General features: G+C 65.2%; 21 protein-coding genes and 1 riboswitch. Of the genes, 12 read left to right on the plus strand and 9 right to left on the minus strand.

The window, feature by feature from the left end; translation table 11 throughout:
* Positions 1 to 209: 209 nt before the first annotated feature.
* The 3 genes from gabT to AB6724_RS02505 all read left to right on the plus strand — a co-directional run bounded on the left by gabT (position 210) and on the right by AB6724_RS02505 (position 4,595).
* The gene (gene gabT / locus AB6724_RS02495) at positions 210 to 1,529 is read left to right on the plus strand and encodes a 4-aminobutyrate--2-oxoglutarate transaminase (protein ID WP_369336915.1); all 1,320 of its coding nucleotides are present in this window, start codon (positions 210 to 212) and stop codon (positions 1,527 to 1,529) included.
* Between the two features lie 104 nt (positions 1,530 to 1,633).
* Positions 1,634 to 3,073 (plus strand): amino acid permease, encoded by a 1,440-nt coding sequence (locus tag AB6724_RS02500; protein WP_369336916.1) that lies wholly within the window; start codon positions 1,634 to 1,636, stop codon positions 3,071 to 3,073.
* Positions 3,074 to 3,116: 43 nt separating this feature from the next.
* Positions 3,117 to 4,595 carry an NAD-dependent succinate-semialdehyde dehydrogenase gene (locus AB6724_RS02505; RefSeq protein WP_369336917.1) on the plus strand — a complete coding sequence of 493 codons (1,479 nt, stop codon included), beginning with the start codon at positions 3,117 to 3,119 and terminating at the stop codon, positions 4,593 to 4,595.
* A gap of 90 nt (positions 4,596 to 4,685) precedes the next feature.
* Here the strand turns inward: AB6724_RS02505 and AB6724_RS02510 are convergent, their stop codons facing one another.
* The 3 genes from AB6724_RS02510 to rpsT all read right to left on the minus strand — a co-directional run bounded on the left by AB6724_RS02510 (position 4,686) and on the right by rpsT (position 8,471).
* Positions 4,686 to 6,065 carry an MATE family efflux transporter gene (locus tag AB6724_RS02510; protein ID WP_369336918.1) on the minus strand — a complete coding sequence of 460 codons (1,380 nt, stop codon included), beginning with the start codon at positions 6,063 to 6,065 and terminating at the stop codon, positions 4,686 to 4,688.
* Between the two features lie 78 nt (positions 6,066 to 6,143).
* Positions 6,144 to 7,838, minus strand: coding sequence for a malate dehydrogenase (quinone) (gene mqo / locus AB6724_RS02515; protein ID WP_369336919.1), 1,695 nt, complete (start codon positions 7,836 to 7,838; stop codon positions 6,144 to 6,146).
* A 339-nt stretch (positions 7,839 to 8,177) separates the two neighbouring features.
* Positions 8,178 to 8,471, minus strand: a complete 294-nt coding sequence (gene rpsT, locus AB6724_RS02520) for a 30S ribosomal protein S20 (protein WP_003052598.1) — start codon at positions 8,469 to 8,471, stop codon at positions 8,178 to 8,180.
* Positions 8,472 to 8,712: 241 nt separating this feature from the next.
* Here rpsT and murJ point away from each other — a divergent pair, with 241 nt between their 5' ends.
* Together murJ and AB6724_RS02530 are read left to right on the plus strand one after the other, a co-directional pair.
* Positions 8,713 to 10,278 (plus strand): murein biosynthesis integral membrane protein MurJ, encoded by a 1,566-nt coding sequence (gene murJ, locus AB6724_RS02525; RefSeq protein WP_369336920.1) that lies wholly within the window; start codon positions 8,713 to 8,715, stop codon positions 10,276 to 10,278.
* 101 nt (positions 10,279 to 10,379) lie between these two features.
* Positions 10,380 to 11,228: a SirB1 family protein gene (locus AB6724_RS02530; RefSeq protein ID WP_369336921.1), complete on the plus strand. Its 849-nt coding sequence runs from the start codon at positions 10,380 to 10,382 to the stop codon at positions 11,226 to 11,228.
* Positions 11,229 to 11,253: 25 nt separating this feature from the next.
* Here the strand turns inward: AB6724_RS02530 and AB6724_RS02535 are convergent, their stop codons facing one another.
* Both AB6724_RS02535 and purM read right to left on the minus strand, forming a co-directional pair.
* Positions 11,254 to 12,315, minus strand: a complete 1,062-nt coding sequence (locus AB6724_RS02535) for an AI-2E family transporter (protein WP_369336922.1) — start codon at positions 12,313 to 12,315, stop codon at positions 11,254 to 11,256.
* Positions 12,316 to 12,351: 36 nt separating this feature from the next.
* Positions 12,352 to 13,404 (minus strand): phosphoribosylformylglycinamidine cyclo-ligase, encoded by a 1,053-nt coding sequence (purM, locus tag AB6724_RS02540; protein WP_369336923.1) that lies wholly within the window; start codon positions 13,402 to 13,404, stop codon positions 12,352 to 12,354.
* A 355-nt stretch (positions 13,405 to 13,759) separates the two neighbouring features.
* Here purM and hda point away from each other — a divergent pair, with 355 nt between their 5' ends.
* From hda to AB6724_RS02565, 5 genes are all read left to right on the plus strand, one after another.
* The gene (gene hda / locus AB6724_RS02545; protein ID WP_369336924.1) at positions 13,760 to 14,458 is read left to right on the plus strand and encodes a DnaA regulatory inactivator Hda; all 699 of its coding nucleotides are present in this window, start codon (positions 13,760 to 13,762) and stop codon (positions 14,456 to 14,458) included.
* Between the two features lie 57 nt (positions 14,459 to 14,515).
* Positions 14,516 to 15,220 carry an HAD family hydrolase gene (locus AB6724_RS02550; protein ID WP_369336925.1) on the plus strand — a complete coding sequence of 235 codons (705 nt, stop codon included), beginning with the start codon at positions 14,516 to 14,518 and terminating at the stop codon, positions 15,218 to 15,220.
* On the plus strand, positions 15,217 to 16,779 hold the full coding sequence (pcnB, locus tag AB6724_RS02555; RefSeq protein ID WP_369336926.1) for a polynucleotide adenylyltransferase PcnB: 1,563 nt from the start codon (positions 15,217 to 15,219) through the stop codon (positions 16,777 to 16,779). The genes AB6724_RS02550 and pcnB overlap by 4 nt, the downstream gene beginning before the upstream one ends.
* Positions 16,772 to 17,269, plus strand: coding sequence for a 2-amino-4-hydroxy-6-hydroxymethyldihydropteridine diphosphokinase (folK, locus tag AB6724_RS02560; protein ID WP_369336927.1), 498 nt, complete (start codon positions 16,772 to 16,774; stop codon positions 17,267 to 17,269). Before pcnB ends, folK begins: the two co-directional genes overlap by 8 nt.
* A 408-nt stretch (positions 17,270 to 17,677) precedes the next feature.
* Entirely contained in the window at positions 17,678 to 19,237 is a 1,560-nt protein-coding gene (locus AB6724_RS02565; protein WP_369336928.1) for a glycosyltransferase family 39 protein, read from the plus strand.
* A 71-nt stretch (positions 19,238 to 19,308) separates the two neighbouring features.
* On the opposite strand, the gene AB6724_RS02570 is transcribed toward AB6724_RS02565, so the two are convergent.
* Together AB6724_RS02570 and AB6724_RS02575 are read right to left on the minus strand one after the other, a co-directional pair.
* The gene (locus AB6724_RS02570; protein WP_369336929.1) at positions 19,309 to 20,277 is read right to left on the minus strand and encodes a Bug family tripartite tricarboxylate transporter substrate binding protein; all 969 of its coding nucleotides are present in this window, start codon (positions 20,275 to 20,277) and stop codon (positions 19,309 to 19,311) included.
* Between the two features lie 120 nt (positions 20,278 to 20,397).
* Positions 20,398 to 21,444 (minus strand): CDP-6-deoxy-delta-3,4-glucoseen reductase, encoded by a 1,047-nt coding sequence (locus AB6724_RS02575; RefSeq protein WP_369336930.1) that lies wholly within the window; start codon positions 21,442 to 21,444, stop codon positions 20,398 to 20,400.
* 107 nt (positions 21,445 to 21,551) lie between these two features.
* On the opposite strand from AB6724_RS02575, the gene AB6724_RS02580 reads away from it, so the two are divergent.
* The gene (locus AB6724_RS02580; RefSeq protein ID WP_369336931.1) at positions 21,552 to 22,490 is read left to right on the plus strand and encodes an SDR family oxidoreductase; all 939 of its coding nucleotides are present in this window, start codon (positions 21,552 to 21,554) and stop codon (positions 22,488 to 22,490) included.
* Positions 22,491 to 22,589: 99 nt separating this feature from the next.
* Here AB6724_RS02580 and AB6724_RS02585 read toward each other — a convergent pair whose 3' ends face one another.
* Together AB6724_RS02585 and AB6724_RS02590 are read right to left on the minus strand one after the other, a co-directional pair.
* Positions 22,590 to 23,207, minus strand: coding sequence for a DUF4124 domain-containing protein (locus tag AB6724_RS02585; RefSeq protein WP_369336932.1), 618 nt, complete (start codon positions 23,205 to 23,207; stop codon positions 22,590 to 22,592).
* 165 nt (positions 23,208 to 23,372) lie between these two features.
* On the minus strand, positions 23,373 to 23,873 hold the full coding sequence (locus AB6724_RS02590; protein WP_369336933.1) for a hypothetical protein: 501 nt from the start codon (positions 23,871 to 23,873) through the stop codon (positions 23,373 to 23,375).
* A 284-nt stretch (positions 23,874 to 24,157) separates the two neighbouring features.
* Positions 24,158 to 24,325: riboswitch (FMN riboswitch) on the plus strand.
* Between the two features lie 90 nt (positions 24,326 to 24,415).
* On the opposite strand from AB6724_RS02590, the gene AB6724_RS02595 reads away from it, so the two are divergent.
* Complete coding sequence (locus AB6724_RS02595) at positions 24,416 to 24,958, plus strand: 6,7-dimethyl-8-ribityllumazine synthase (protein ID WP_369336934.1); 543 nt, start codon at positions 24,416 to 24,418, stop codon at positions 24,956 to 24,958.
* Positions 24,959 to 25,095: the final 137 nt, after the last annotated feature.

The raw sequence follows: 25,095 nt of genomic DNA on the forward strand, positions 1-25,095 counted from the left end.
CGCCTCCATGGACTCCGAGTATCGCAGCGCTGCGGGCGCTCCCCGCGCCAGCGGCCTAGGGTTAGCCTGTACAGCTATTCCATGCAGCACAGTGATGCTGCCGGCGCCCCCGAACTGTACATGGTGCGCGGCGGGTCGGGTTCATACATTGGAGCCGTCCTGCCGCAGTCCGCTGCGGCGATTTCCAACACCACATCCCTGGAGACTCCATGAATCAGCCGGCCCCCGAATTCATTCAAGCTGCAGCCAAGGCCACCAATGCGGCCCTGATGGCCCGCCGCCAAAGCGCTCTGCCGCGCGGCGTGAGCCAGTCCCACGCGGTATTCATCAGCCACGCCAGCAATGCGGAAATCTGGGATGTGGAAGGACGCCGCCATATCGACTTCGCGGGCGGCATTGCCGTGCTTAACACCGGTCATTCGCATCCCGAGATCACGGCCGCCGTGCAGCGCCAGGTGGAGTGCTTCAGTCACACCTGCTTCCAGGTCGTGGCCTACGAGTCCTATGTGGAGCTGGCCGAAAAGCTCAACGCCCTGGCTCCCGGCGCGGCCGCCAAGAAGACCCTGCTGCTGAGCACGGGGGCCGAAGCCGTGGAGAACGCCGTCAAGATTGCCCGTGCCCATACGCGCCGTCCCGGCATCATCGCCTTCGGCGGCGGCTTCCATGGCCGCACCAACCTCACCATGGGGCTGACCGGCAAGGTGGCGCCCTACAAGCTGGGCTTCGGCCCCTTCCCCGGCGAGATCTACCACGCACGCTATCCGAATGCGCTGCACGGAGTCAGCATCGAGCAGGCGCTGGAGTCGGTGCGCGCGCTGTTCAAGCACGACATCGAGCCCGAGCGCACCGCGGCCTTCATCCTGGAGCCGGTGCAGGGCGAGGGCGGCTTCTATCCGGCGCCTCCGGAATTCGTCGCCGGCCTCAAGGCCATCGCCGATGCCCATGGCATCTTGCTGATCGCCGACGAGGTGCAGACCGGCGCCGGCCGCACCGGCACCTGGTATGCGAGCGAGCAATGGCCGGTGGCCCCCGATCTGATCACCACGGCCAAATCGCTGGCCGGTGGCTATCCGCTGGCCGCCGTCACCGGCCGTGCCGACATCATGGACGCACCGGCTCCGGGCGGGCTTGGCGGCACCTATGCGGGCAATCCCGTGGCCGTTGCCGCAGCCCTGGCCGTGCTGCGGGTGTTCGAGCAGGAGCAGTTGCTCAAGCGCGCCAGCATGATAGGCGAGCGCTTGCGCACCGGCCTGCGCGACATGGCCGCGCGCCATCCGGCCATCGTCGATGTGCGCGGCCCCGGCGCCATGGTGGCTTTCGAGCTGGGGCAGGGCGGCGACGCGAGCCGCCCCGATGCCGAAGCCGCTAGGCGCATCGTGGCCGAGGCCGCCGCGCGGGGGCTGATCCTGCTGTCCTGCGGCAGTTACGGCAATGTGATCCGCATCCTGGTGCCACTGACCGTGACGGCCTCCGTGCTCGACGAGGGCCTGGGCCTGCTGGCGGACAGCGTGGCGGCGGCTCTGGCATAAGCCAGCAACCCTGCACAACACAGGTCAAGACGCCTCACAGATGGGTGTCTGGCCTGGGCCCTGGCTGTGCCAGGGCTTGGTTCAAAACGATGGAGACAAGCCTTATGCAGACCCCTACCAGCTCACGCCCGCCCGATGGAGGCAATGCCCTGAGCAGCGCGCTCAAGACCCGCCATCTGACGATGATGTCCATTGCCGGCGTCATAGGCGCGGCCCTGTTCGTAGGCTCGGGCAGCGTCATCGCCCAGGCCGGCCCGGCCTCGGTGCTGGCCTATCTGGCCGGCGGCATTCTCGTGATCCTCATCATGCGCATGCTGGGGGAGATGGCCACCTCCTGCCCGGACACGGGTTCCTTTTCCACCTATGCCGAAAAAGCCATAGGCCGCTGGGCCGGTTTCACCATAGGCTGGCTGTACTGGTGGTTCTGGACGCTGCTGATGGCCTGGGAGGCCTATGTGGCCGGCCTCATCCTGCACGACTGGTTCCCGGCCATCGGCGTCAACCAGTTCACGGCCATCATGACTGGCCTGCTGATCGTGGTGAACTTTCTGCAGGTGCGCAATTACGGCGAGTTTGAATTCTGGTTCGCGCTGATCAAGGTGATCGCCATCACGGCCTTCATCGCGCTGGGCACGCTGGCCGTGCTCAGGCTCTGGCCGCTGGGCGAATCGCAGGGCCTGGCCGCGCTCACGGTCCATGGCGGCTTCATGCCCAACGGCATGGGCTCGCTGGCCGTGGCTTTGCTGGGCGTGATGTTCGCCTTCCTGGGCGCGGAGATCGTCACCATCGCGGCCTCCGAGGCCCAGAATCCGGCCGAGCAGATCGTGCGCGCCACCAACTCCGTGGTCTGGCGCATCTGCTTGTTCTACATCGGCTCCATCTTTCTGATCGTCTGCCTGGTGCCCTGGAACGACCCGTTGCTGGGCCAGTCCGGCTACGGCTCCTACCGCCGCACGCTGGAGCTGCTGGGTGTGCCCGGCGCCAAGTGGCTGATGAGCTTTGTGGTGCTGACCTCGGTGAGCAGCTGCTTCATCTCGGCGCACTACACCTGCTCGCGCATGCTGTATTCGCTATCCCGCCGCGGCGATGCACCGGCGGTTCTGCAGCGCACGAACGCCAGCGGCACGCCGGTCTATGCGGTGCTGCTCTCCTGCGTGATGGCCGTCGCCGTGGCCGCGCTGAACTTCTTCGAGTCGCTGCGTCCCAGGGACATCCTGGATCTGCTGATGAACAGCACCGGCATGATCGCCATGCTGGTCTATCTGGTGATCGCCTGCTCGCAGCTCAAGATGCGCCGCAAGCTCGAAAACGAGGGCCGCGAGATCCGGCTGAAGATGTGGCTGTTCCCCTGGCTCACCTATTTGGTGATCGTGTTCATCGTCGTCTCGCTGGTGATGATGCTGTTCGTGGACCAGTACCGCCCGCTGGTGCTGTCCACGGGCCTGGCGGCGCTGGTCATCGTGTTCGCAGGCATCTGCGTGCATCTGCGCGCCATGCGCCGCGAAAAGTCTGCCCTCATGCCCATGCCTGTGCCGCAGGCCTGATGGCTGCGGCTTCCCTCATCGTTTCGCACTCATCCCCGCACCCATGACACAGAATCCCAACCCGCTGGCCGCGCTGCGCGATCCCGGCCTGCTGCGCACCGAGGCCTTCATCAACGGCGCCTGGGTCGGCGGCGACAGCCGCTTTCCCGTACACGACCCCGCCACGGGCATGCACCTGGCCGACGTCGCCTGCCTGGGCGCGGCCGAAGCCCGCCGGGCCATAGCGGCTGCTGGTGCCGCCTGGCCGGCCTGGCGCGGCCTGACCGGCAAGGAGCGCCATGCCGTGTTGATGCGCTGGTTCCAGCTGCTGCTCCAGCATCAGGACGACATCGCGCGCATCATGACCGCCGAGCAGGGCAAGCCTTTTTCCGAAGCCAGGGGCGAGGTGGCCTATGGCGCCAGCTTCGTCGAATGGTTTGCCGAGGAGGCCAAGCGCAGCAACGGCGAGACCCTGCCCCAGTTCGACAATAATCGGCGCCTGCTGGTGATCCGTCAGCCCATAGGCGTTTGCGCAGCCATCACGCCCTGGAACTTTCCGCTGGCCATGATCACCCGCAAGGTGGCGCCGGCCCTGGCCGCCGGCTGCACCGTGGTCATCAAGCCCGCCGAGCTGACGCCGCTGACCGCGCTGGCCGTCACCGAGCTGGCGGCGCGCGCAGGCTTTCCGCCGGGGGTGCTCAATGTGCTCACCAGCGATGCGGACGGCAGCATCGCCGTGGGCCAGCAGCTCTGCGAAAGCGATGTGGTGCACCATCTGAGCTTCACGGGCAGCACCGAGGTGGGGCGTCTGCTCATGGCCCAGTGCGCGCCCACGGTCAAGAAGCTGGCGCTGGAGCTGGGCGGCAACGCGCCCTTCATCGTGTTTGACGACGCCGATCTCGATTCGGCCGTCGAGGGCGCGATCGCCAGCAAGTACCGCAATGCGGGCCAGACCTGCGTCTGCGCCAACCGCATCTATGTGCAGGACGGCGTGTACGAGCGCTTCGTGGCGCTGTTCGCGGCCCGCGTCCAGGCGCTGAAGGTGGGCAACGGCTTCGAGGCTGGCGTGGACCAGGGGCCTCTGATAGAGCCTGCGGCGCTGGACAAGGTGCAGCGCCATATCGACGATGCCGTGGCCAGGGGCGGCCGCATCGTGGTCGGCGGCCAGCGGCTGCATGGGCAGTTCTTCGCACCCACGGTGATCGCCGATGCCGGCGCCGACATGCTGGTGGCGCGCGAGGAGACCTTCGGCCCGCTGGCTCCCATCTTCCGCTTCAGCACCGAGCAGGAGGCGGTTGCCGCGGCCAACGCCACCGAATTCGGCCTGGCCAGCTACTTCTACAGCCGCGACATGGGGCGCATCTTCCGCGTGGGAGAGGCACTGGAATACGGCATGGTGGGCGTCAATGCCGGCATCATCGCCACCGAGCACGTGCCTTTCGGTGGCATCAAGCAGTCGGGCCTGGGGCGTGAAGGCTCGCGCCACGGTCTCGATGAATATCTTGAAATCAAGTATCTGTGCCTGGGAGATGTGCTGCGGTGAGCGGCCGGATGCATTGGGCATGAAAACCGCCCGGGGGCGGTTTTCTGTTTTGCTTGCGCTGCACCTGTTGCCGATGGCGGACGAGCGCAGCTATCTTGGCTTGAACGAGGCCGCATCCAGCAACCGGGCCCGGCGCCAAGAGCCCCAGCGGTAGTAGGCCAGGGACAGCAACATGGACACCAGGGCGCTGAGCGGAAAGCTCCACCACAGCGCGTCCAGCCCCCATAGCGGCTGCAGTCCCCAGGCCAGGGGCAGGCGCACGCCCCACAGGGCCAGGGCCAGGATGGCCAGCGGCACCAGCACGGCGCCCGTGGAGCGCACCACGCCGGCCAGCACACCACTCACGCCCAGCAATACGAACGACCCCAGCACGATGTGGTTGAGGTGGCGCGCGGGCCCCAGGGCCGTGCTGCCTTCGGGCAGGAACAGGGCCAGCACGGGCTGATCGAAAGCCAGGACCAGGGCCACACAGGCGCCGGTCAGCAGCAGATGGCAGAGCACTCCGGCGCGGGCCGTGCGGGCCACGCGGGGCCAGTGGCCGGCCCCCACGTTCTGGGCGGCGATGGTGGAGCAGGCCGAGGCCACGGCAATCGCCGGCATCTGCACATAGGTCCACAGCTGCAGGGCTGCGCTGTAGGCGGCTGCGGCCTGGGTACCATGGGCGTTGACCAGGGTCAGCATCAGCGCCAGGCTCAGCGAGACCACCAGCATCTGCAGGCCCATGGGCAGGCCCTTGGCGATCAGGCAGCGCAGCAGCCGGGGCGCGGGGCGCAGATGGCGGCGCTGGCGCCAGCCCAGCCACAGCGGCATGCGCCGCCGGCGCAGCCAGGCCAGCAGGCCGACCAGGCCCAGGCCGTTGGCTACCAGCGTGGCCAGGGCCGAGCCCGCCATGCCCCAGCCGGGCAGGGGGCCTGCGCCGAAGATGAACAAGGGGTTGAGCGCCGCGTCGCCCAGGGCCACGGCTAACAGGGCCACGAAGGGCGTGCGGCTGTCGCCCGTGCCGCGCAGCACGGCAGCCACGAAGATCAGCAGCAGCATGGGCGGCAGCGCCAGGAACAAGACGCGCAGATAGTCCACGGCCAGGGCTGCGGTGGCGGGGGCGGCACCCATGGCGCGCAGCAGGGAGGCGGCCAGCGGCCAGCCCAGGGCGGCCATCAGCAGGGCGGCGCCCAGAAACAGGCCGGCGCCGGTGCCCGTGATGCGGCGCGCCTGCGCCCAGCGGTCCGCGCCCACGGCCTGGGCCACCAGCAGACTGGTGGCCTGGCTGATGCCGAAGACCAGGGCGATCAGCACAAACAGCAGATTGTTGGCATGCACGGCCGCGGACAGCGCAGCCTCGCCCAGGTGGCGTCCTATCCAGAAGGCGTTGACCGAGGTATTGAGCGACTGCAGCACATAGCCGCCCCACAGGGGCAGGGAAAAGTGCAGCAGGGTACGGCCTATGGGCCCGTGGGTCAGGGGGCGGTGCATGAAGGATGGCGGCAAAAGGCACCAAGAAAAAGCCCCGCGCGGCGCGGGCCGGCGGGGTCGGTGCTGGAGGGGCAGGGCTTAGAGCGCCTGCATTTCCTTGTTCAGCTGCTTGGGGTTCTGCGGTGCAGCGGCAGCGGCGGGCGCGGCTTCGGGCTTCTTGCCCAGGTCCAGCGGCACGTCCACATAGGGCAGCTTCAGGGCGGAGCTGGTCATGCGGCGGATCTCGTTGGTGTAGGCGGGATCTTCATTGATCTTGCGGCCGTGCGAGGGCACGATCTGCTGGATATGGGCTTTCCACTCGGCGCTGGCCATCTGCTCGGGGAAGGACTTCTTGAGCAGGTTCAGCATGATGTGCGGCGCGGTCGAGGCGCCGGGCGAAGCGCCCAGCAGGGCGGCGATGCTGCCGTCCTCGGAGCCTACGATCTCGGTGCCGAACTGCAGCACGGCGCCTTTTTCAGGGTCGCGCTTGATGACCTGCACGCGCTGGCCGGCGGTGATCAGCTTCCAGTCCTCGCGCTTGGCCTGAGGGAAGTACTGGGCCAGCACGGCCTGGCGGTCGGCGTCGGTCAGCTCGGCCTGTTGCAGCAGGTACTGGACCAGGTCCAGGTTGTGGATGCCGACGCGCAGCATGGCCATCAGGTTGTCGTGGTTGACCGAGGAGAATAGATCCCACCAGGAGCCATGCTTGAGGAACTTGGTCGTGGCCAGGGCGAACGGGCCAAACAGCAGCACGGGCTTGCCGTCGATGTTGCGCGCGTCCAGATGGGGCACGGACATGGGGGGCGAACCGGTGGAGGCGATGCCGTAGGCCTTGACGTTGTGGCGGGCCGTCAGCTCGGGGCTCTCGATGGCCAGGAACTGGCCGCCCACGGGGAAGCCCGCGTAGTTCTTGGCTTCGGGGATGCCCGAGGCCTGCAGCAGGCTGAGTGCGGCACCGCCGGCACCCACGAACACGAACTTGGTCTTGATCGTCTTTTCCTGGCGGCCGTGGGCCAGGTCGGCCACGGTCACGTTCCAGGTCTTGTCGGCGTTCTGGCGCAGGGCCGTGACTTCGCTTTGCAGGTGCAGCTGGAAGTTGGGGCTCTTCTTGAGCGAGGCCATCAGCTGCTCGGTCCAGGCGCCGTGGTTCACGTCGGTGCCCAGGGGCATATAGGTGGCGGCGATCTTCTGGCTCGGGTCGCGGCCTTCGATCATCAGCGGAGCCCACTTCTTGATCTGTGCCTGGTCTTCGGAATATTCCATGCCGTAGAACAGGGGGTTCTGGATCAGGGCCTGCTGGCGCTTCTTCAGGAAGGCGATGTTGTCGTCACCCCAGACAAAGCTCATATGGGGCGTGGGGTTTACAAAGGTCTCGGGCGACTGCAGATAGCCGCGGCCCACCTGGTGAGCCCAGAACTGGCGCGTGACTTCGAACTGCTCGGCAATGCCCACGGCGCGCTTGGTCTCCACGCTGCCGTCGGGTAGCTGGGGCGTGTAGTTGAGTTCGGCAAAGCCCGAGTGGCCCGTGCCGGCGTTGTTCCAGCCGTTGGAGCTCTCCAGGGCCACGCCGTCCAGGCGCTCGAAGACCTCGATCTTCCAGTCGGGCTGCAGCTCCTGCAGATAGGTGGCCAGCGTGGTGCTCATCACGCCGGCACCGACCATCACCACATCGACGGGCTGTTCGTTCTCGGCCTTGGGGACGGAGCGGGGGAACAGCGGCCAGAATAAAAACAATAGCACGGCCAGGATCAGGGCTCCGACGGCTCCCAGTCCTGCTTTGATCGACTTTTTCATGACTTTTTCTAGACTTGACGACAAAAAAAGCCTGCAGACTGGCAGCAGGCTTTTTGCGGTTGCGTGGAGAGCAAGTCCTTTAGAAGACACAAGACTCCCCGACCTAGGGATTGTCCTAGGTAAGTCGGAGTTTGATGCTAATCAATTCGTACTAGTGCGTAGCGTGCTAGGCGTCGGCGGGGTGTGGGTGGCGTGCATGGCGGGCGGCATGCCCTGGGCCTGCAGAGAAATTTCGGGCAACAAAAAAACCGCCCTGAGGCGGTTTTGATGTTTTGCTGACAGCGCACCCGTTACAAACGGCAGATGACCGAAGTCATCCGTGCTTGAGTGAGGCTGTAATTAAGCAGCCAGAGCCAGGGTCTTGACCTTGGCGGACAGGCGGCTCTTATCGCGAGCAGCCTTGTTCTTGTGGAAAATGCCCTTGTCGGCGATCGCGTCGATCACGGACTGAGCCTTGGCAAACAGTTCAGCTGCCTTGGTCTTGTCGCCGGCCACAACAGCCTTCTCGACATTCTTGACAGCGGTGCGGTACTTGGAACGCAGCGAAGTGTTGGCTGCGTTCAGCTTGACGTTCTGGCGGGCGCGCTTGCGGCCGGATGCCAGGCGGGGGTTCTTCTTGGCCTTAGTTGCCATGGTATTTCTTCCTTGTGTCTGAGGATGATGTCAGCAAACCGGAGATTATAGCACCGCCCTGAGCGGCTTTGCCGCCTCCCTCTCTCGCTTCGCGGGAGGGGCAACACCTTCGCTGCGGGGCGGCTCTTGCTCGGTGTCCCTGGCCTGGGTCGCGCCCAGGGTTGGAGGCCGTGGTTGCTACAGAGTGCAAAGCTTGCAGATCGGCCAGCGGCGCCTGCCGCGAACGCATACACTTCGCTGCGTGTCACTGTTCAAAGCCGCCTCCACCGTATCCCTGCTGACTCTGGCCTCCCGTATTTCGGGGCTGGTACGCGATCTGCTCATGGCCTCCATGTTCGGAGCCAATGCGCTCACCGACGCGTTCAATGTCGCCTTCAGGATTCCCAATCTGTTCCGGCGCCTGTTTGCCGAAGGGGCTTTCAGCCAGGCTTTCGTACCCGTGCTGGCGGCCAGCAAGACCCAGAACGGGGACGAGGCCACCCACCGGCTGATCAGCCATGTGGCCACCATGCTGTTCTGGACGCTGGTGGCGGTCTGCGCGCTGGGCGTGCTCGGCGCTCCGCTGCTGGTCTGGCTGCTGGCCAGCGGCCTGCGCCAGTCGCCCGACGGCTATCACGCGGCCGTGGTCATGACGCGCTGGATGTTTCCCTATATCGGCTTCATGTCACTGGTGGCGCTGTCGGCGGGCATTCTCAACACCTGGAAGAAGTTTGCGGTGCCCGCGGCCACGCCCGTGCTGCTCAATCTCAGCATGATCGCGGCGGCGCTGCTGGGCGCGCCCTGGCTGGAAAAGCATGGCATCGAGCCCATCTATGCGATGGCCGGCGGCGTGATGCTGGGCGGCGTGCTGCAACTGGCCGTGCAGCTGCCGGCGCTGATCTCCATGGACCTGATGCCCCGCATCGGCTTCTCGGTCGCTGCCGTCCGCGAGGCCTGGAGCGAGGCCGGCGTGCGCCGCATCCTGGCGCTGATGGGGCCGGCCCTGCTGGGCGTGGGCGTGGCCCAGATCTCGCTGATGATCAACACCCAGATCGCTTCCTATATGGCGCCGGGCAGCGTGACCTGGCTGTTCTACGCCGACCGCCTGATGGAGTTCCCCACCTCGCTGCTGGGCGTGGCGCTGGGCGTGGTGCTGACGCCGCAGCTGGCATCGGCCAGGGCGGCCGGCGATGCCGAGCGCTATTCGAACATGCTGGACTGGGGGCTGCGCTTGGTGGTGCTGCTGGCCGTGCCCTGCGCCGTGGGCCTGCTGACCTTCGCGACGCCGCTGGTGGCCACGCTGTTCCACCGCGGCGCCCTGCATGACAGTGATGTGGGCAAGATCGCGCTGGCCCTGATGGGCTATGGCGCGGGTCTGCTGGGCCTGGTGGCGATCAAGGTGCTGGCGCCCGGCTATTACGCGAGCCAGGACATACGCACACCCGTGAAGATCGCGATCGTGGTGCTCATCATCACGCAGCTGCTGAACCTGGTACTGGTGCCATGGCTGGCACACACGGGTCTGGCGCTGTCCATAGGGCTGGCGGCCCTGGTCAATGCCACATGGCTGTTGACCGGGCTGCTGCGCCGCGGCGTCTACCGGCCCAAGCCCGGCTGGCTCAAGTTCTGCCTGCAGGTGGTGGCGGCCAGCGCGCTGCTGGCCGTGCTGCTGCTCTGGGGCAGCCAGCATTTCGACTGGGTGGGCTTACGTGCCCATAGTCTGCTGCGCGCGGGCTTGCTGGCGGCCTTGATGACGGCGGCTGCCGTGCTGTACTTCGGCGTGCTCAGGCTGGCAGGGCTGAATCTGCGCCAGCTGCTGCGCCGCTGAGTCTCTTGTGCTCATGAAAAGTGAGCTGCCAGCGCAGGTAGTGCCTGCACATCAGATGGATTTCACTTGCAAGTCGGGCGCGGCCGGCTTACAAAGCGGCTATGAGTTGGACGATTGACGAGCACCCTACGGCCCTGAAGTACTTTGCCTCTCTGGTGCAAAGCGACGAGAACTTTGCGCTGATGGAGGCCGCCATCAGCATCGCGCAGGATGCCGAGCCCGATCTGGACCTGCAGGGCGTGCTGGCCGAACTGGACCGCCTGCAGGTGCGGCTGGTCCAGCGCCTGGCCGGCGAAAGCGACGGGCTGCGCAAGCTCAGCACTCTCAACAAGTTCTTTTACGGCGAGCTGGGCTTCGCGGGCAATCTCAACGATTACTACGACCCGGCCAACAGCCATATCCACCATGTGCTGCAGACACGGCGCGGCATTCCCATCAGCGTGGCGCTGATCTGGCTGGAACTGGCCGCAGGCATAGGCCTGCCGGTGGAGGGCATAGGCTTTCCCGGGCATTTCCTGGTCAAGGTGCTGTTGCCTCAGGGGCAGGTGGTGCTCGATCCCCTGACCGGGGAGTCCTTCTCGGCCGCGGGCCTGGCCGAGCGTCTGCAGCCGTTTCTCGACAGGGCCGGCATAGAGTCCAGCGAGGCTGCGCCTCTGGGGCTGTATCTGCAGGCCGCGCGCCCGCGCGACATCGTGGAGCGCATGCTGCGCAATCTGCAGGAAATCTATCTGTCCCAGCGCGACTGGCCGATGCTGGTGGCCGTCATCAACCGGCTGATGCTCTTGCTGCCCGGTCATATGGAGCTGCTGCGCGATCGCGGCCTGGCCTATGCCGAATGGGGCGTGAGCGAGCGCGCGCTCGCGGATCTGGAGCGCTATGTGCAAGCCGTGCCTGCAGAAGACGCGATTCTGATCGAGGAAGTGATACGCAGGCTGCGCAGCGAGCTGTGAGCACCCTGAGCGCGTCGGCAGGTCCTCAGGCCAGCCTCAGGTTCTCGAGCTCTTTCTTGAGATAGGCGTAGAACAGCGGCGCGGCCACCAGGCCCGCGGGGCCGAAAACGGATTCGGCCACAAACATCACGGCCAGCAGCTCCCACACGCCCATATGGGTGCGGGTGCCCACTACCTTGGCGTTGATCACATATTCGGCCTTGTGAATCAGGATCAGAAACGCCAGGCAGGCCGCGGCGGCCACGGGCGAGACCGACAGGCCCACCACCGTCATCACCGTGTTGCACAGCAGATTGCCGACGATGGGGATCAGGCCCGCAAAAAACGTGAGCGTGATCAGCGCCGGGGTATAGGGCAGCTCCAGCTTCCAGATCGGCAGCACGAAGAGCAGAAAGCTGGCGGTCAGAAAGGTATTGAAGGCCGCGATCCAGAACTGGGCGGCCACGATCTGGCGGAAGGCATCGCCAAAAAACAGAATCCGCTGGTGCAGGGCCGCGATCAGCGGCGGGCGGTGCAGCGCGATGGGGCGCACGGCGGCCAGGGCGCCGATGATGAGGCCCACATAGGCGTAGAGCAGGCCGGTCAGCCAGGCGCGGCCCGCATAGGCCAGCATGCCGGCCTTGGTTGTCAGATAGTGGGACAGAAGGCGCTGGATTTCCTGCGCGCCTTCGGGCAGCTGGGCCGCTATGTCGGCGGGCAGCTTGTCGCGCAGCTCCAGCACCGTGCTGGACAGATAGTCCAGCAGCTCCTTGTACTGCGCCGGTGCCCCGGTGATATAGCTGCGGGTCTGGGACAGCGCGCCGCTCAGCAGCAGCAGCGGCGCCAGAATGACGATGGTCGTGGCCACGACCTGGGCCCAGCGCGGCAGCACGTCCGGCGCGCGGGGGCGCCGGTCGGCCCGCGCCAGCAGCCGGGTCAGCGCCCGCGTGATCAAAAAGCCCACGCAAACGCAGAGCAGGCCGGGCAGCAGGCCCTGGTGCATGACCAGCAGCAGCGCCGCTGCCATCAACAGATAGCTGGCCAGCACAACCTTGCTCAAAGGTGCTGGCTGCTCAAGGACGATGGGAGCGGGCAGGTGCTGCGTCATGCAAGCTGAACAGGGCTGATGCGATAAGTAACGAGATTAACGCACTTCAACCGGCTTGCCGGCGCCGAGTTCGGCAATGGCGCCGATGGTGTAGACCTTCTCTCCCAGTTCGGCCAGGGTCGCTGCCGTGACCGCTGCCTCTTCGGCCGCCACCACCACCACCATGCCGATGCCGTTGTTGAACGTGCGGTTCATCTCGATATCGTCGATGCCGGCGGTCTGCTGCAGCCAGGCGAACAGCTCGGTCTGGGGCCAGCTACCGGCCTTCAGATGGGCTGCCGTGCCCTCGGGCAGCACGCGGGGAATGTTCTCCAGCAGGCCGCCGCCCGTGATGTGGGCCAGGGCCTTGATGGGGTGCTTGGCCAGCGCGGCCAGCACGTTCTTCACGTACAGGCGCGTGGGCTCCATGATCGCGGTCTTGAAGGGCTTGCCGTCCAGGGTCTCGGGCAGGCTGCCCAGGCCTTCAGCGCGCTCTATGCACTTGCGCACCAGCGAGAAGCCGTTGGAGTGCACGCCGTGCGAGGCCAGGCCCAGCACCACGTCACCGGGCTTGACGTCCTGGCCCGTCAGGATCTTGGATTTTTCGACGGCGCCCACGGCAAAGCCCGCGAGGTCGTATTCGCCATCGGGGTACATGCCGGGCATCTCGGCGGTTTCGCCGCCGATCAGCGCGCAGCCGGACAGCTCGCAGCCCTTGGCGATGCCGCCGACCACGGCAGCGGCGGTGTCCACATGCAGCTTGCCGCAGGCGAAGTAGTCGAGGAAGAACAGAGGCTCGGCACCTTGCACCAGCACGTCGTTCACGCTCATGGCCACCAGGTCGATGCCCACGGTGTCATGCATATTCCATTCGAACGCCAGCTTGAGCTTGGTGCCCACGCCGTCGGTGCCGGAAACCAGCACGGGCTCCTTGTAGCGCTTGGGCACTTCGAACAGCGCACCGAAGCCGCCGATACCTGCCATCACGCCTTCGCGCAGGGTTTTCTTGGCCAGGGGCTTGATGCGTTCGACCAGTGCATCGCCAGCGTCGATGTCAACACCAGCGTCTTTGTAGGAAATGGGGGTAGAGGAGGATGCGGAAGAGCTCATCGATGGATCCGGTGCGGGTGCGCCCTGCTGGGCGGGAACCCCGGGATTCTACGGCTCCCCGCCCGGTATGCGGGCGGCCGGGACTCGCGCCAAAGGGTTTTGCTGCAGCATTCATGGCCTGGGCACAACAAAGCCGGTAGGCAAAAACGGCCGCAAGCCGGGCGGGAGCTGCAGACGCAGACTAAAATTGGAGCTTTTGTTACCGTGAGATCATGCCGTGCCCTGGAGCCTGGCCTGATCGGAATGCATTCCGGGCCCTTGCTTCTTCCACATCGATGTTGATGAATCTCCTGCCAGACTTCGCCACATGGGCTTTTGCATGCCCAGGAAAGGGGGCGCTGCGCATATGCCGCAGATGAAGCAGCTGGCTCTGGATATCAGCATGGCGTCCAGCCCGACCTTGTCGCGCTTTTTTGTGGGACCCAATGCGGCGCTGATCGATCATCTGCGCCACTGGGTGGGCGATGGCCAGCTGCGGCAGACCCGGACTCCGGTTCCCACCTATCTGTGGGGCGAGGCGGGATCCGGCAAGACCCATTTGCTCAAGGCCGTGCGCGAGGCGCTGCGCGAGCAAGGGGCCCTGGTGGGCTGGATGGATGCATCCACGCCTTTTCCGCCGGAGTTCGATGAGCGCTGGGCTGCCGTGCTCATGGACGATGTGGACATCTACACGCCGCTGCAGCAGGCCCGGGCCTTCAACTGGTTTGTGAATGCCACCAGCCCCGCGACCGGCCTGCCGCGCTGGGTGCTGGCCGCCGGCCAGCTGCCGGTGGCGGACCTCAAGCTGCGCGAGGATTTGCGCACGCGCCTGGGCTGGGGCCATGTCTACCAGCTGCATCTGCTCGATGAATCCGCGCGCCGTGCCGTGCTGCGTCAGGAGGCCGATGCCCGTGGCGTGTTCTTGAGCGACGAAGTGATGGACTACATGCTCAGGCGCTTTTCGCGCGATCTGGGCTCTTTGATGCAATTGCTGGACATGCTGGACGGCTTTGCATTGCGCAACAAGCGCGCCATCACGATCCCGCTGCTCAAGACCATGCTGGAAACCGAGTGAAGCCGCGCGCCTTGCTCTTTGCTCTGGCCATGCCACAGCACTTTTTGTTGGATTTGCATGTCGACTTCTTCTGAATCGCCGAACAAGCCAAAGCTGGCTCTGTTCGACCTGGACCATACGCTGCTGCCGCTGGACTCCGACCATGGCTGGGGAGAGTTCTCCATTGACATAGGCTGGTGCGACCGCGAGGCGTTTGGCCGCCAGAACGATGCCTTCTTTGCCGACTACCAGGCGGGGCGGCTCAATGTCCCCGACTATGTGCGCTTTGCCACGGCGGCCATGGTCCAGCGCGGCGAGGCCGAAGCGAATGCCGCGCATCGGCGCTTCATGGACGAGGTGATCCGTCCGGCGATGAAGCCTGCAGCCATCGCGCTGGTGCAAGAGCATCTGCAGGCGGGCGATATCGTGGTCATCACCTCGGCGACCAACGAGTTCGTGACCCGTCCCATCGCCCTGGCCTTTGGCGTGCAGCATCTGCTGGCCACCGAGCTCGCACGCGATGCCAGTGGCTGGTTTACCGGCGAGATCGCCGGCATTCCGAATATGCGCGAAGGCAAGGTGGTGCGCATGACCGACTGGCTGGCCGCGCGCGACCTGGCCTGGGAGGATGTGGAGTCCACCTTCTACAGCGATTCCATGAACGATGTGCCCCTGCTTGAAAAAGTGGATCACCCGGTGGCCACCAACCCCGATGCGCGCCTGCGCGCCCTGGCCGAGGAACGCGGCTGGCGCATCGTGGACCTATTTAGCGAAGCACCATGATCAAGACCATTATCGACAAGCTGCTGGGCAAGGCGCCCGCAGCGCCACGTTCGCGCAAGCCCAAGTTCGGCAAGCGTGAGGAAGTGCCGGTGCAAGTGCATGGCATAGATCCCAATCTGGTGGATCACCGCGCGATCGACGTGGTCCAGACCCTGAAGCGCTCGGGCTACGAGGCCTATATCGTGGGCGGCGCCGTGCGCGACCTGCTGCTGGGCCTGCGTCCCAAGGATTTCGACGTGGCGACGAACGCCACGCCCGAGCAGGTCAAGAGCCTGTTCCGGCGCGCCTTCATCATCGGCAAGCGCTTTCGCATCGTGCACGTGGTCTATGGTCGCGGGCGCGAGAACGAGGTCATCGAAGTCTCAACCTTCCGCGCTTTCCTGGACAACAGCCAGGCCGAGCATGTGGATGGCAACGAGCGCACTAGCAAGGCGCAGCTGGCCGGCCTGAAGCACGCGGTGGATGCGAGCGGCCGCGTGCTGCGCGACAACGTCTGGGGTCCGCAGGACCAGGATGCCACGCGCCGAGACTTCACCATCAACGCCATGTATTACGACCCCGAGACGCAGATCGTGGTCGACTATCACGGCGGCATAGCGGACGCCAAGAAGAAGGTGTTGCGCATGATCGGCGACCCGGCCACGCGCTATCGCGAGGACCCGGTGCGCATCATCCGCGCCGTGCGCTTTGCGGCCAAGCTCAACGGCAAGGGCTTCAAGCTCGATGCCAAGACGGCCAAGCCCCTGGTGGAGTGCGAACCGCTGTTGCAGGAGGTGCCGCAAAGCCGTCTGTTCGACGAGATGCTCAAGCTGCTGCAGACCGGCCATGCGCTGGCCTCGGTGGCTCAGCTCAAGGAGCTGGGCCTGTCGCGCGGCATCTATCCGCTGCTGGACGTGGTGGTGGAGCGCGCCGATCATCCGTTCGTGCAGGCGGCTCTGGTCGACACCGATCGCCGCGTGAGCGAAGGCAAGCCCGTGGCGCCCAGCTTTTTGCTGGCCTGCGTGCTGTGGCAGGACGTCAAGGGCGGCTGGGAAAAGCGCCAGGCCAAGGGCTTCCACCCCTTCCCCGCGCTGCAGGAGTCTATCGACGAGGTGTTCGAGCAGCGCATAGGCGATGTCTCGGGCCGTGGCAAGTTGGCCGCCGACATGCGCGAGATCTGGGTCATGCAGCCGCGCTTCGACAAGCGCACCGGCTCCACGCCTTACTCCATGGTGGCTCAGCCGCGTTTCCGCGCCGGCTTCGACTTCATGCGCCTGCGTGCCGACATCGGCGAGGTGGAGGAAAGCCTGGGTAGCTGGTGGCAGGAATTCCAGCAGGCCGACGATACGCGCCGTGACGACCTGGTAGCCCAGGCCCGCGACGAGCAGCGTGCCCGCCAGCGTGCCCAGCAGCAGACGGCGCCCAAGGTGCATCGTGTCGCCAAGAAGAAGGCCGAGGGCGAGGCGGACGCCAGCCCGCTGGACCAGGTGGCCGGCGAAGGCGAGGGCGCTGCGCCCAAGAAGCGCCGCCGCCGTCGCCGCAAGCCCGCGGGCGGCTCTCCCGCCGGCGGCGATGAGTAATTCCGCACTGGCTGCCGACATGGTGGCCATCGGCCTGGGGGCCAATCTGGGCGATGCGCGGCAGACGCTGAGCTGGGCCGTCCAGGCCATTGCCCAGCTGCCGCAGACCCAGCTGCAGGCGGTCTCTTCGCTCTACGCCAGCAAGCCCATGGATTCCTCGGGCCCGGACTATCTGAATGCCGTGGCCCTGGTGACCACGCAGCTGGTGCCGCGGGACCTGCTGCATGCGCTGCAGGCGATCGAGCTGGCCGCAGGCCGTGAACGCCCCTACCGCAATGCGCCGCGCACGCTGGATCTGGATATAGAGCTTTGGGGCGAGCTGCAGTCCGACGATGCCGAACTCACGATTCCCCACCCGCGCATGCTGGAGCGGGCCTTTGTGCTGCTGCCTCTGGCCGAAATCGCTCCGCAATGCGTGAGTGCGGCGCAGCTGCAGGCGGTGCAGGGGCAGGGGATAGCACTGAGCCAGGGCTCGGGCTGGTGGCGGTGACCGATTGCAGTCGATGATGCAGCATCTTCATATGGACAGGCGGATCGAGCTGCGGCCCATGTCTGTTCCGGAAAACCCAGAGCCCGTGGCTCTGGGTTTTTTGCATGGGCCGGAGAGTTTGGTGGAGCGGGCGCGAGTGTTCCGTGCTCGCTCCTTCGGTCTTCAGCTTGTCTTCAGGAGGCGGATCAATACTTGCGCCCATAAGGGTGTACTGTCGAGGGAACTTGTGAATCAAGCATGGACTATAAAAACGGCCCGCTTGCGGGCCACGGCGCGGCTTGGGGCCGTCCCGGGAACTGGCGGTCTGCGTGGACCGTCATCGGCAACAGGCCGGGCAGAGCCCATGGCGAGGCGTCTGCCGCTGCCGGCATCCCAGCCTGGGTTTGAGCCTGCAGCAGGGGGCAGTGCATGAACGCCCTCATGTCCAAGATGCGCCCTGGCAGCGCTAAGGTCCTGTTGCTGATTGTGCTGTGGCTGAGCTGCGCGGCATGGTTGAGGCCGCTCATGCTGCCCGACGAGGGGCGTTACGCCTCGGTGGCCTGGGAGATGCTGCGTTCCGGCGACTGGCTGACGCCGACCTTGAACGGCCTGCCTTTTTTTCATAAGCCGCCGCTGTTCTACTGGATCTCCGGTGCTGCGCTGGCCTTGACGGGACACACCGAGATCGCCGGGCGAGCGGGCTCCCTGGTCGGTGCGACCCTGGGGGCGTTCTCGCTCTATCTCTTCACGCTGCGCTGGTGCGGCGCCGCGCTGGCGCGCCGTGTGCTCGTGGTGCTGCTGGTCCAGCCCCTGTTCTTCCTGGGAGCCCAGTTTGCCAACCTCGACATGCTGGTGGCGGGCTGCATCACGGCGACGGTGCTCTGCCTGGCCCATGCGGCCCTGTGCTTCGAGTCGGGGCAGCGCTATCGCGCCGCACTCATGTTGGCCTATGTGCTGGCGGCCCTAGGCGTGCTGGCCAAGGGGCTCATCGGCTTTGTGCTGCCCGCCATGGTCATCGGCCTGTGGCTGATGGCGCGCCGGCGCTGGCGCAGCCTGCTGGCCCTGCTGTCGTTGCCGGGCCTGCTCCTGTTCCTGCTGGTTGCCGCACCCTGGTTTGTGCTGATGCAGCAGAAATTCGAGGGCTTTCTTCACTACTTTTTCGTGGTGCAGCATTTCCAGCGCTTTGCGGCCGGCGGCTTCAACAATGTGGCGCCATTTTGGTTCTACCCCGCGGCGCTGGCCGCATGCAGTCTGCCCTGCATTCTCTGGTCGCGTCTGGCCGTGGCCCGCAGCTACTGGGGAACACCGGAGCGGACGCTGTTCGACGTGCGCCTGCTGATGGCTTTCAGCGTGGTCTGCATCACCGTGTTCTTCTCGCTGCCGCAATCCAAGCTGATCGGCTACATCATGCCCGCCGTACCCGGTCTGGCATGGTTGATGGCGGATGCGAGCCGCCAGCTGGAATCCACTCCCAGGCGCCGCTTCTGGTGGCGGGTCTCGCTGGCGATCAGCGCGCTGATCGGCCTGGGCATAGTGATCGCCCTGACCGTGAACCAGAACTATTCGGCACGCCATATGGGGCTGGCGCTGAAGCAGCATGTCAAGGCCGACGAGCCCGTGTACATGCTCAAGGGCTATGTGTACGACCTGCCGTTCTATGCCGAGCTCAAGCGGCTGGTGGTCGTGGTGGAGGAGTGGGACAACCCCGAACTCCTGCGGGGAGACAACTGGCGCCGCGAACTGCTGGACGCAGGGGTCTTCAGGCCCGAGCTTTCCAAGCAGGTGCTGATGCCTCAGTCATCGTTGCCTGCCGCCCTGTGCCGCGGTGGCGTGGCATGGCTGGTGGGACAAGCCAGCGTGCAGAAGGATTTGCCCTTCCTGGCGGGAGCCGAGGCCGTCTTCAGCGAGCATGGCAAGGTGCTTTGGCGCATTGATGCGAGCCGGCGTGCCGCGCTTCATTGCGAGGGCCAGCCCGGCAGCGGCTCCTGAAGCCCAAACCCATGGCCGGCCACTAGCCGGCCATGGGCCGAGTGAGTCATGCACCGGCTAGGCTCGGCAGCTCAGTCCACCTTGGCGCCGGAGGCCTTGACTATGGGCTGGTACTTGGTGCGCTCCGCAGCCATGAACTTGTCGAACTCGGCGGGCGCGGAGCCCACGGGCTCGGCCATCAAAGCGGCAAAGCGGGTCTTGGTCTCGGGGGTGTGCAGGGCATCGTTGAAGGCCTTGCTCAGCTTGTCCAGCACGGGCTTGGGTGTGCCCGCAGGAGCCACCAGGCCCCACCAGGTGTCGATGGAGAAACCGGGGTAGGTCTTGGACAGCGGCTGCACGCCGGGCAGCAGCGGCGTGGCATTGAGCGAGGTCACGGCCAGGGCCACCAGCTTGCCGCTCTTGATGTTGGGTGCAGCGGCAGCCAGATTGTCGATATTGAAATCCACCTCGCCGGACAGCAGGGCCAGCTGGGCCGGGTTGGCACCGCGGTAGGGAACATGCAGCGCGTAGATGCCGGCACGCTGCTTGAGCATTTCACCGGCCAGGTGGCCGGCCGAGCCATTGCCGCCGCTGCCGTAATTGAGCTTGCCGGGATGGCTCTTGGCATAGGCAACCAGATCGGCAACGCTGTGGATCTTGAGCTGCTCGGCCTTGGCGGCATTCATCACCAGCACATTGGGCACGCGGACCATCTGGGTGATGCCGGCAAAGTCCTTGCCTGCGTCATAGGGCATCTTGGCGTAGAGCCAGGGGTTGACGGCGTGGGTGGCCGTGGCCGCCAGGCCTATGGTCATGCCGTCGGGCGCGGCCTTGGCGATGGCATCGGCGCCGATATTGCCGCCGGCACCCGCCTTGTTGTCGATGATGACCACGCCCAGGGAGTCGCGCACTCGCTCGGCCAGGGCGCGCGAGGTGATGTCCAGCGGACCACCGGGCGCATAGGGCACGATCAGACGGATGGGTTCTTGGGCCTGCGAGAGGGGAGAGGCCAAGGCAGCAACGGCCGCCATGACCGAGAGAAGGCTGTTTCTACGGTTCATGGCTGGCTATTGTGCAAAAAAATGCAACCCTTCCTGATTCATCAGTTATAGAAGCAGGAATATTGCGCGTAAACCCTAGGTAATGAGGTATTTCACCGGGCTGCGCGGGAGCAGGGCTTGCTACTTGTCTGCCTCGGAGGTGAAAGCGTCGGCGTAGAACTCTTCGGCAGGCAGGCCACGCTCGCTGGTATAGGCGGCGCAGGCAGAGTCCACGACGATGGGGGCGCCGCAAGCATAGACCTGGTGGCCGGAAAGGTCGGCGAAGTCATCGAGCACGGCCTGGTGCACAAAGCCCGTACGGCCGGTCCAGCCGTCCTCGGGCAGGGCATCCGAGACCACGGGCACATATTTGAAGCCGGCCATGTCGGCGGTGTGCTCGGCAATCCAGTCGGCGCAGTACAGATCCGCGGGACGGCGGCCGCCCCAGTACAGGGTGACGGGGCGGTCTATGCCTTTGTGGCGCATATGCTCGATCAGCGCCTTGACGGGGGCAAAACCCGTGCCGGAGGCCAGCATGATCATGGGCTTGTCCGAGTCCTCGCGCAGGAAGAAGCTGCCGAACGGGCCTTCGATGCGCAGGATTTCCTTTTCCTTCATGGCGCCGAACACATGGTCGGTGAACTTGCCGCCGGGCATGTGGCGGATATGCAGCTCCAGGCCCGGTGCGGTTTCCTGCAGATGGGGAGCGGTGGCCATGGAATAGGCGCGGCGCGAGCCGTCGCGCAGTATGAATTCCACATACTGGCCGGCGTGGTACTGGAATTTTTCGCTGGCCGGCAGCTGCAGGCGCACCTGCATTACGTCATGCGACTTCTTTTCGAGCGCGGCCACGCGCACCGGCATTTTCTTGATGGGGAAGGAGCTGGCATCGGTCACCTGGCGCGATTCCAGCACCACATCGCTATGGGGCGTGGCGCAGCAGGTCAGCACATAGCCGCTGGCTTCCTCTTCCGCGGTTAGCGCCTTGTCCGAGTGGGTGCCATGGCTTACGTCGCCGCTGAGCTTTTTGCACTTGCAGGAGCCGCAGGCTCCGTCCTTGCAGCCATAGGGCAGACCGACGCCGGTACGTATGGCTGCGGCCAGAATGGTTTCGGCGCCCTGAGTGGCAAAAGCACGGCCGCTGGGCTGGACGGTAATTTCAAACGAAGCGTTGGCAATCTCGGTCATGACGTTTTGGGTATCCTAGAACGCGTAACTGGCAGTCATTGCCCGGCGCTGCTGCAGGTGCAGCAGCATGGATGACCCTCTATCCGTTTACGCAGCAGGCTCCGATTTTGCCCTCAAACCAAAACCCACTGGGCGCGCTGCCGGCGCGCTTTCGTCGTGAACGTATCCTGATCGTCGGCTATGGCGATGTCGGCCGGCGCGTCGCCGGCCTGCTTCCCAAGGCTGGCTCGGGCCGGCGCGCAGTCCAGATACTGGCGCTGAGCCGCAATGCCGACCGCGTGGAGCTGTTGCGCGCCCAGGGCGTAGTGCCCCTGGGCGGCGATCTCGACCGGCCGGCCAGCCTGCGGCGCCTGGCGGGCATTGCCACGCGCGTGCTGCATCTGGCGCCGCCGCCTGCACTGTCGCCCGACGATGCCAGCGATGGTCGCACCACGACGCTGCTGCGCTCGCTGCTGCGCCGCAGCCTGCCGCGCAGCATGGTCTACGCCTCCACCTCCGGCGTGTATGGCGACTGCCAGGGGCAGTGGGTTGCCGAGACCCGGCCCGTGGCACCGGCCACGGCCAGGGCCCAGCGCCGCGTCGATGCCGAGCGCGCCATCCGCGGCGCCGGCCGCCGCGGTCTGCATGCCAGCATTCTGCGCATACCCGGGATTTATGCGCCGGACCGCGAGGGCGGAACACCGCGTGCGCGTCTGCTGCGCGGCACGCCGGTGCTGCAGGCGGGTGACGATGTCTATACCAACCATATCCATGCCGATGATCTGGTCCGGGCCTGTCTGCGTGCCCTGTGGCGCGGCGGGCCGCAGCGCATCTATCACGCGAGCGACGATACCGAGCTGAAGATGGGCGATTACTTCGATCTGGCGGCCGATCTCTACGGCCTGCCGAGGCCGCCGCGCATAGGCCGCGAGCAGGCGTGGACCGAGCTGCCCGCAAGCCTGCTGAGCTTTATGAGCGAGTCGCGGCGTCTGTCGAACCAAAGGCTCAAGCAGGAATTGAAGCTGAAGCTGCGCTATCCCACGGTGGTCCAGGGTTTGCGCGGCTGAAAAGACAGACCATGCTCCCCAAAACTGGCGCTCCCCAAGTGAGGGGCAGCGAGCAAGAGCCGCCTCGCGGCGCAGGCGCTCAGGGGGCGAAGTCGGTGGTTAGGGTATCGGGTGCACGCCGCCGCGATTGTCGTAGCAGCGAAAGACATTGCAGTTGACGATTTTTGCGGGGGGCTGGGGGATGGGGCGAAGCGGCGGCAGAGGCCGCGTATAGCCCCATTGCGGGCGGTTGATGGCATTGGGCTGCAGTGCGCGGGCTTGCTGCAGCTGCTGGTAGGCCGCGGGGCCCAGGCAGTTCATTTCCATCTGGTTCTGGGCCACGGTGCTGCGCTCTCCCCAGGTCGAGAGGTCGGGGTCGGGCTCGACCAGGATGCTGTTGTAGCGCTCACGGGCCTGACGGCAGGCAAGGGAGTTTTCCGGGTTGGCATTGGCCCGGGCCAGAGCCGCCTGCTCCTTGCGTTCCTGCTCCTCGCGCTGGCGGCGCTGGGCATCGTCGCGCGCCATCTGGGCCTTGCTGCGCTCCAGGGCCTTGGCGGCCTCGGTCCGTTCCTGGGCAATTTCCGCAGGGCTCTGGGCCGCTTGCACCTGGGTCGCGGTTTCGCCCGAAATGCAGTGGCCGTTGGTATAGGTCACCTCATGGGTCTTGGAGTCTATGCAGCGCATGACCTGGGCATGGATGCTTGTCCATGGCAGCAGGGCAAGAGATATGGCGAGCATCTGCAGTCCATATGTACGAAAGGAATAGTTTGACTTGGTCAAGAGTTGAGCAGGCGTTGCGCATAGGCGAATGGCAGGCATCTATACCCTCCCCATATAAAGACCTCGATCAGGATTGCTTCGTAGTATCAGTTCAGATTGGGGACTTTGTAAATTCAAGCTTGTTTACCGTCCCATCGGACGCCAGGCGTCTGGGTCAGATTGGGGTTGAATGGGGCGCAGATTCTCACGTTGCTGATCGCGCTGTCTTTGCTGCTGGTCGCGACGATTCTGAGCCTGCTGGCGCTCCCATTCGCGACGCTGCTGGTCCTGCATGAATTGCTGCTCACGCATCTGCTGATTGCGCTCGCGTTCCAGCTGGCGCTGCCATTGATCGCGCTCGCGTACCTGATGTTCGCGTTCCCGCATCTGCTGCTCATATTCGCGCTCGCGCTGCATGCGTTCGCGGGCGATCCAGTCGCCGCGGTCCTGGAGATAGACCGGGTAGGCGGGTTGGGCGCCATAGACCGTGGTGGTGCTCATAGAGCCGTTGTAGCCTGCGCCATAGCCGCCGTATGTGGCAGGATATTCGGGCGGAGCCACGCAGGCGGTGCAGAGCACAGCCAGTGCGCCGGTGCCGGCCCAGCGGGCCGAAGAGCTGATGAATGCCTGCAATACCTGGTTCATGTCTTGCCTTGAGGATGCAGCTGCAGATTGGCAGCCTGGGTAGAGAGCGCCGTCTGATGGTGCTTGTCAGTTCCAACGCGCAAGTCTGGTGCGTGGTTGACCTGCTGGGGCGCCGCAACTCATAAATCAATAGCGGAAGCCGCAATCCCGGTATTGGCTTGCTGTTGGATTCGTGGGCGGGCCTGCCAGAGGTGCTGGATGATGCGCGGGTGACCCTTTTCCCAAAAGCAATGCTCTGGCATCGCTAAAATGGTTCCCGTTTTGCGATGAATTTCATCGCCAAGCAGCGTTCTCAGGGCGGGGTGAAATTCCCCACCGGCGGTATCTGCGGCATGCCTGACATTGACTGCAGCAGCCCGCGAGCGCCTGCGTTCTCTTCCGAGACCGCAGGGTCAGCAGATCTGGTGAGATGCCAGAGCCGACGGTCATAGTCCGGATGAAAGAGATCGCGCAGCATTTGCCTGTGGTGCAGCTCTCGCCGCCGCATGGGTTGGTGTTTTTGCGCACGCCCTGATTCATTGGAATTTTCTGGAAATACCGCCATGAATCAGACCCCCATCTCCATGAATTTTGCCACTCACGCGACTTCCGAAGGAACCCCCTGGAAGGCTGTGGCCGGCCGTAGCTGCATTGCCATCATCAGCGCCAGCTGGCACACCGAAGTGGTGTACCAAGCCCGCGATGCGGCTCAGGCCGAACTGCAGGCGCAAGGTGTGCAGGCAGGCAACATCACGCATTTCAGCGTGCCCGGTGCCTTTGAAATCCCTCTGCTGGCCAAGAAGCTGGCGCAAAGCGGCCGCTTCGATGCGGTGATCGCCACGGCGCTGATCGTCAACGGTGGCATCTATCGCCACGAGTTCGTGACCACGGCCGTGATCGACGGTCTGATGCGCGTGCAGCTGGACAGCGAAGTGCCCGTGTTCTCGGCCGTGCTGACCCCGCGCGACTTCCACGAGCATGGCGATCATGTGGAGTTCTTCCGTCAGCACTTTGTGAAGAAGGGCGTGGAAGTGGCGCACGCCTGCCTAGCCACGCTGGACCAGCATGCCAAGGTGGATGCCCTGTTGCAGGCCAAGGCTGCCTGAGCGGCATACTTTGGTGAAAAAACGCCCCAGCCTGGGGCGTTTTTCTTTGGGGCTGTTGCAATTTCGCGAGCAATGGCTTTCGGCAGTTTTTTCCAGCACAGCCCGGCAGACTTGCCGATCCCTGAAAACACTGATTG

The organism is Comamonas guangdongensis, from assembly GCF_041079535.1.
Lineage (GTDB): Bacteria > Pseudomonadota > Gammaproteobacteria > Burkholderiales > Burkholderiaceae_C > Comamonas > Comamonas guangdongensis.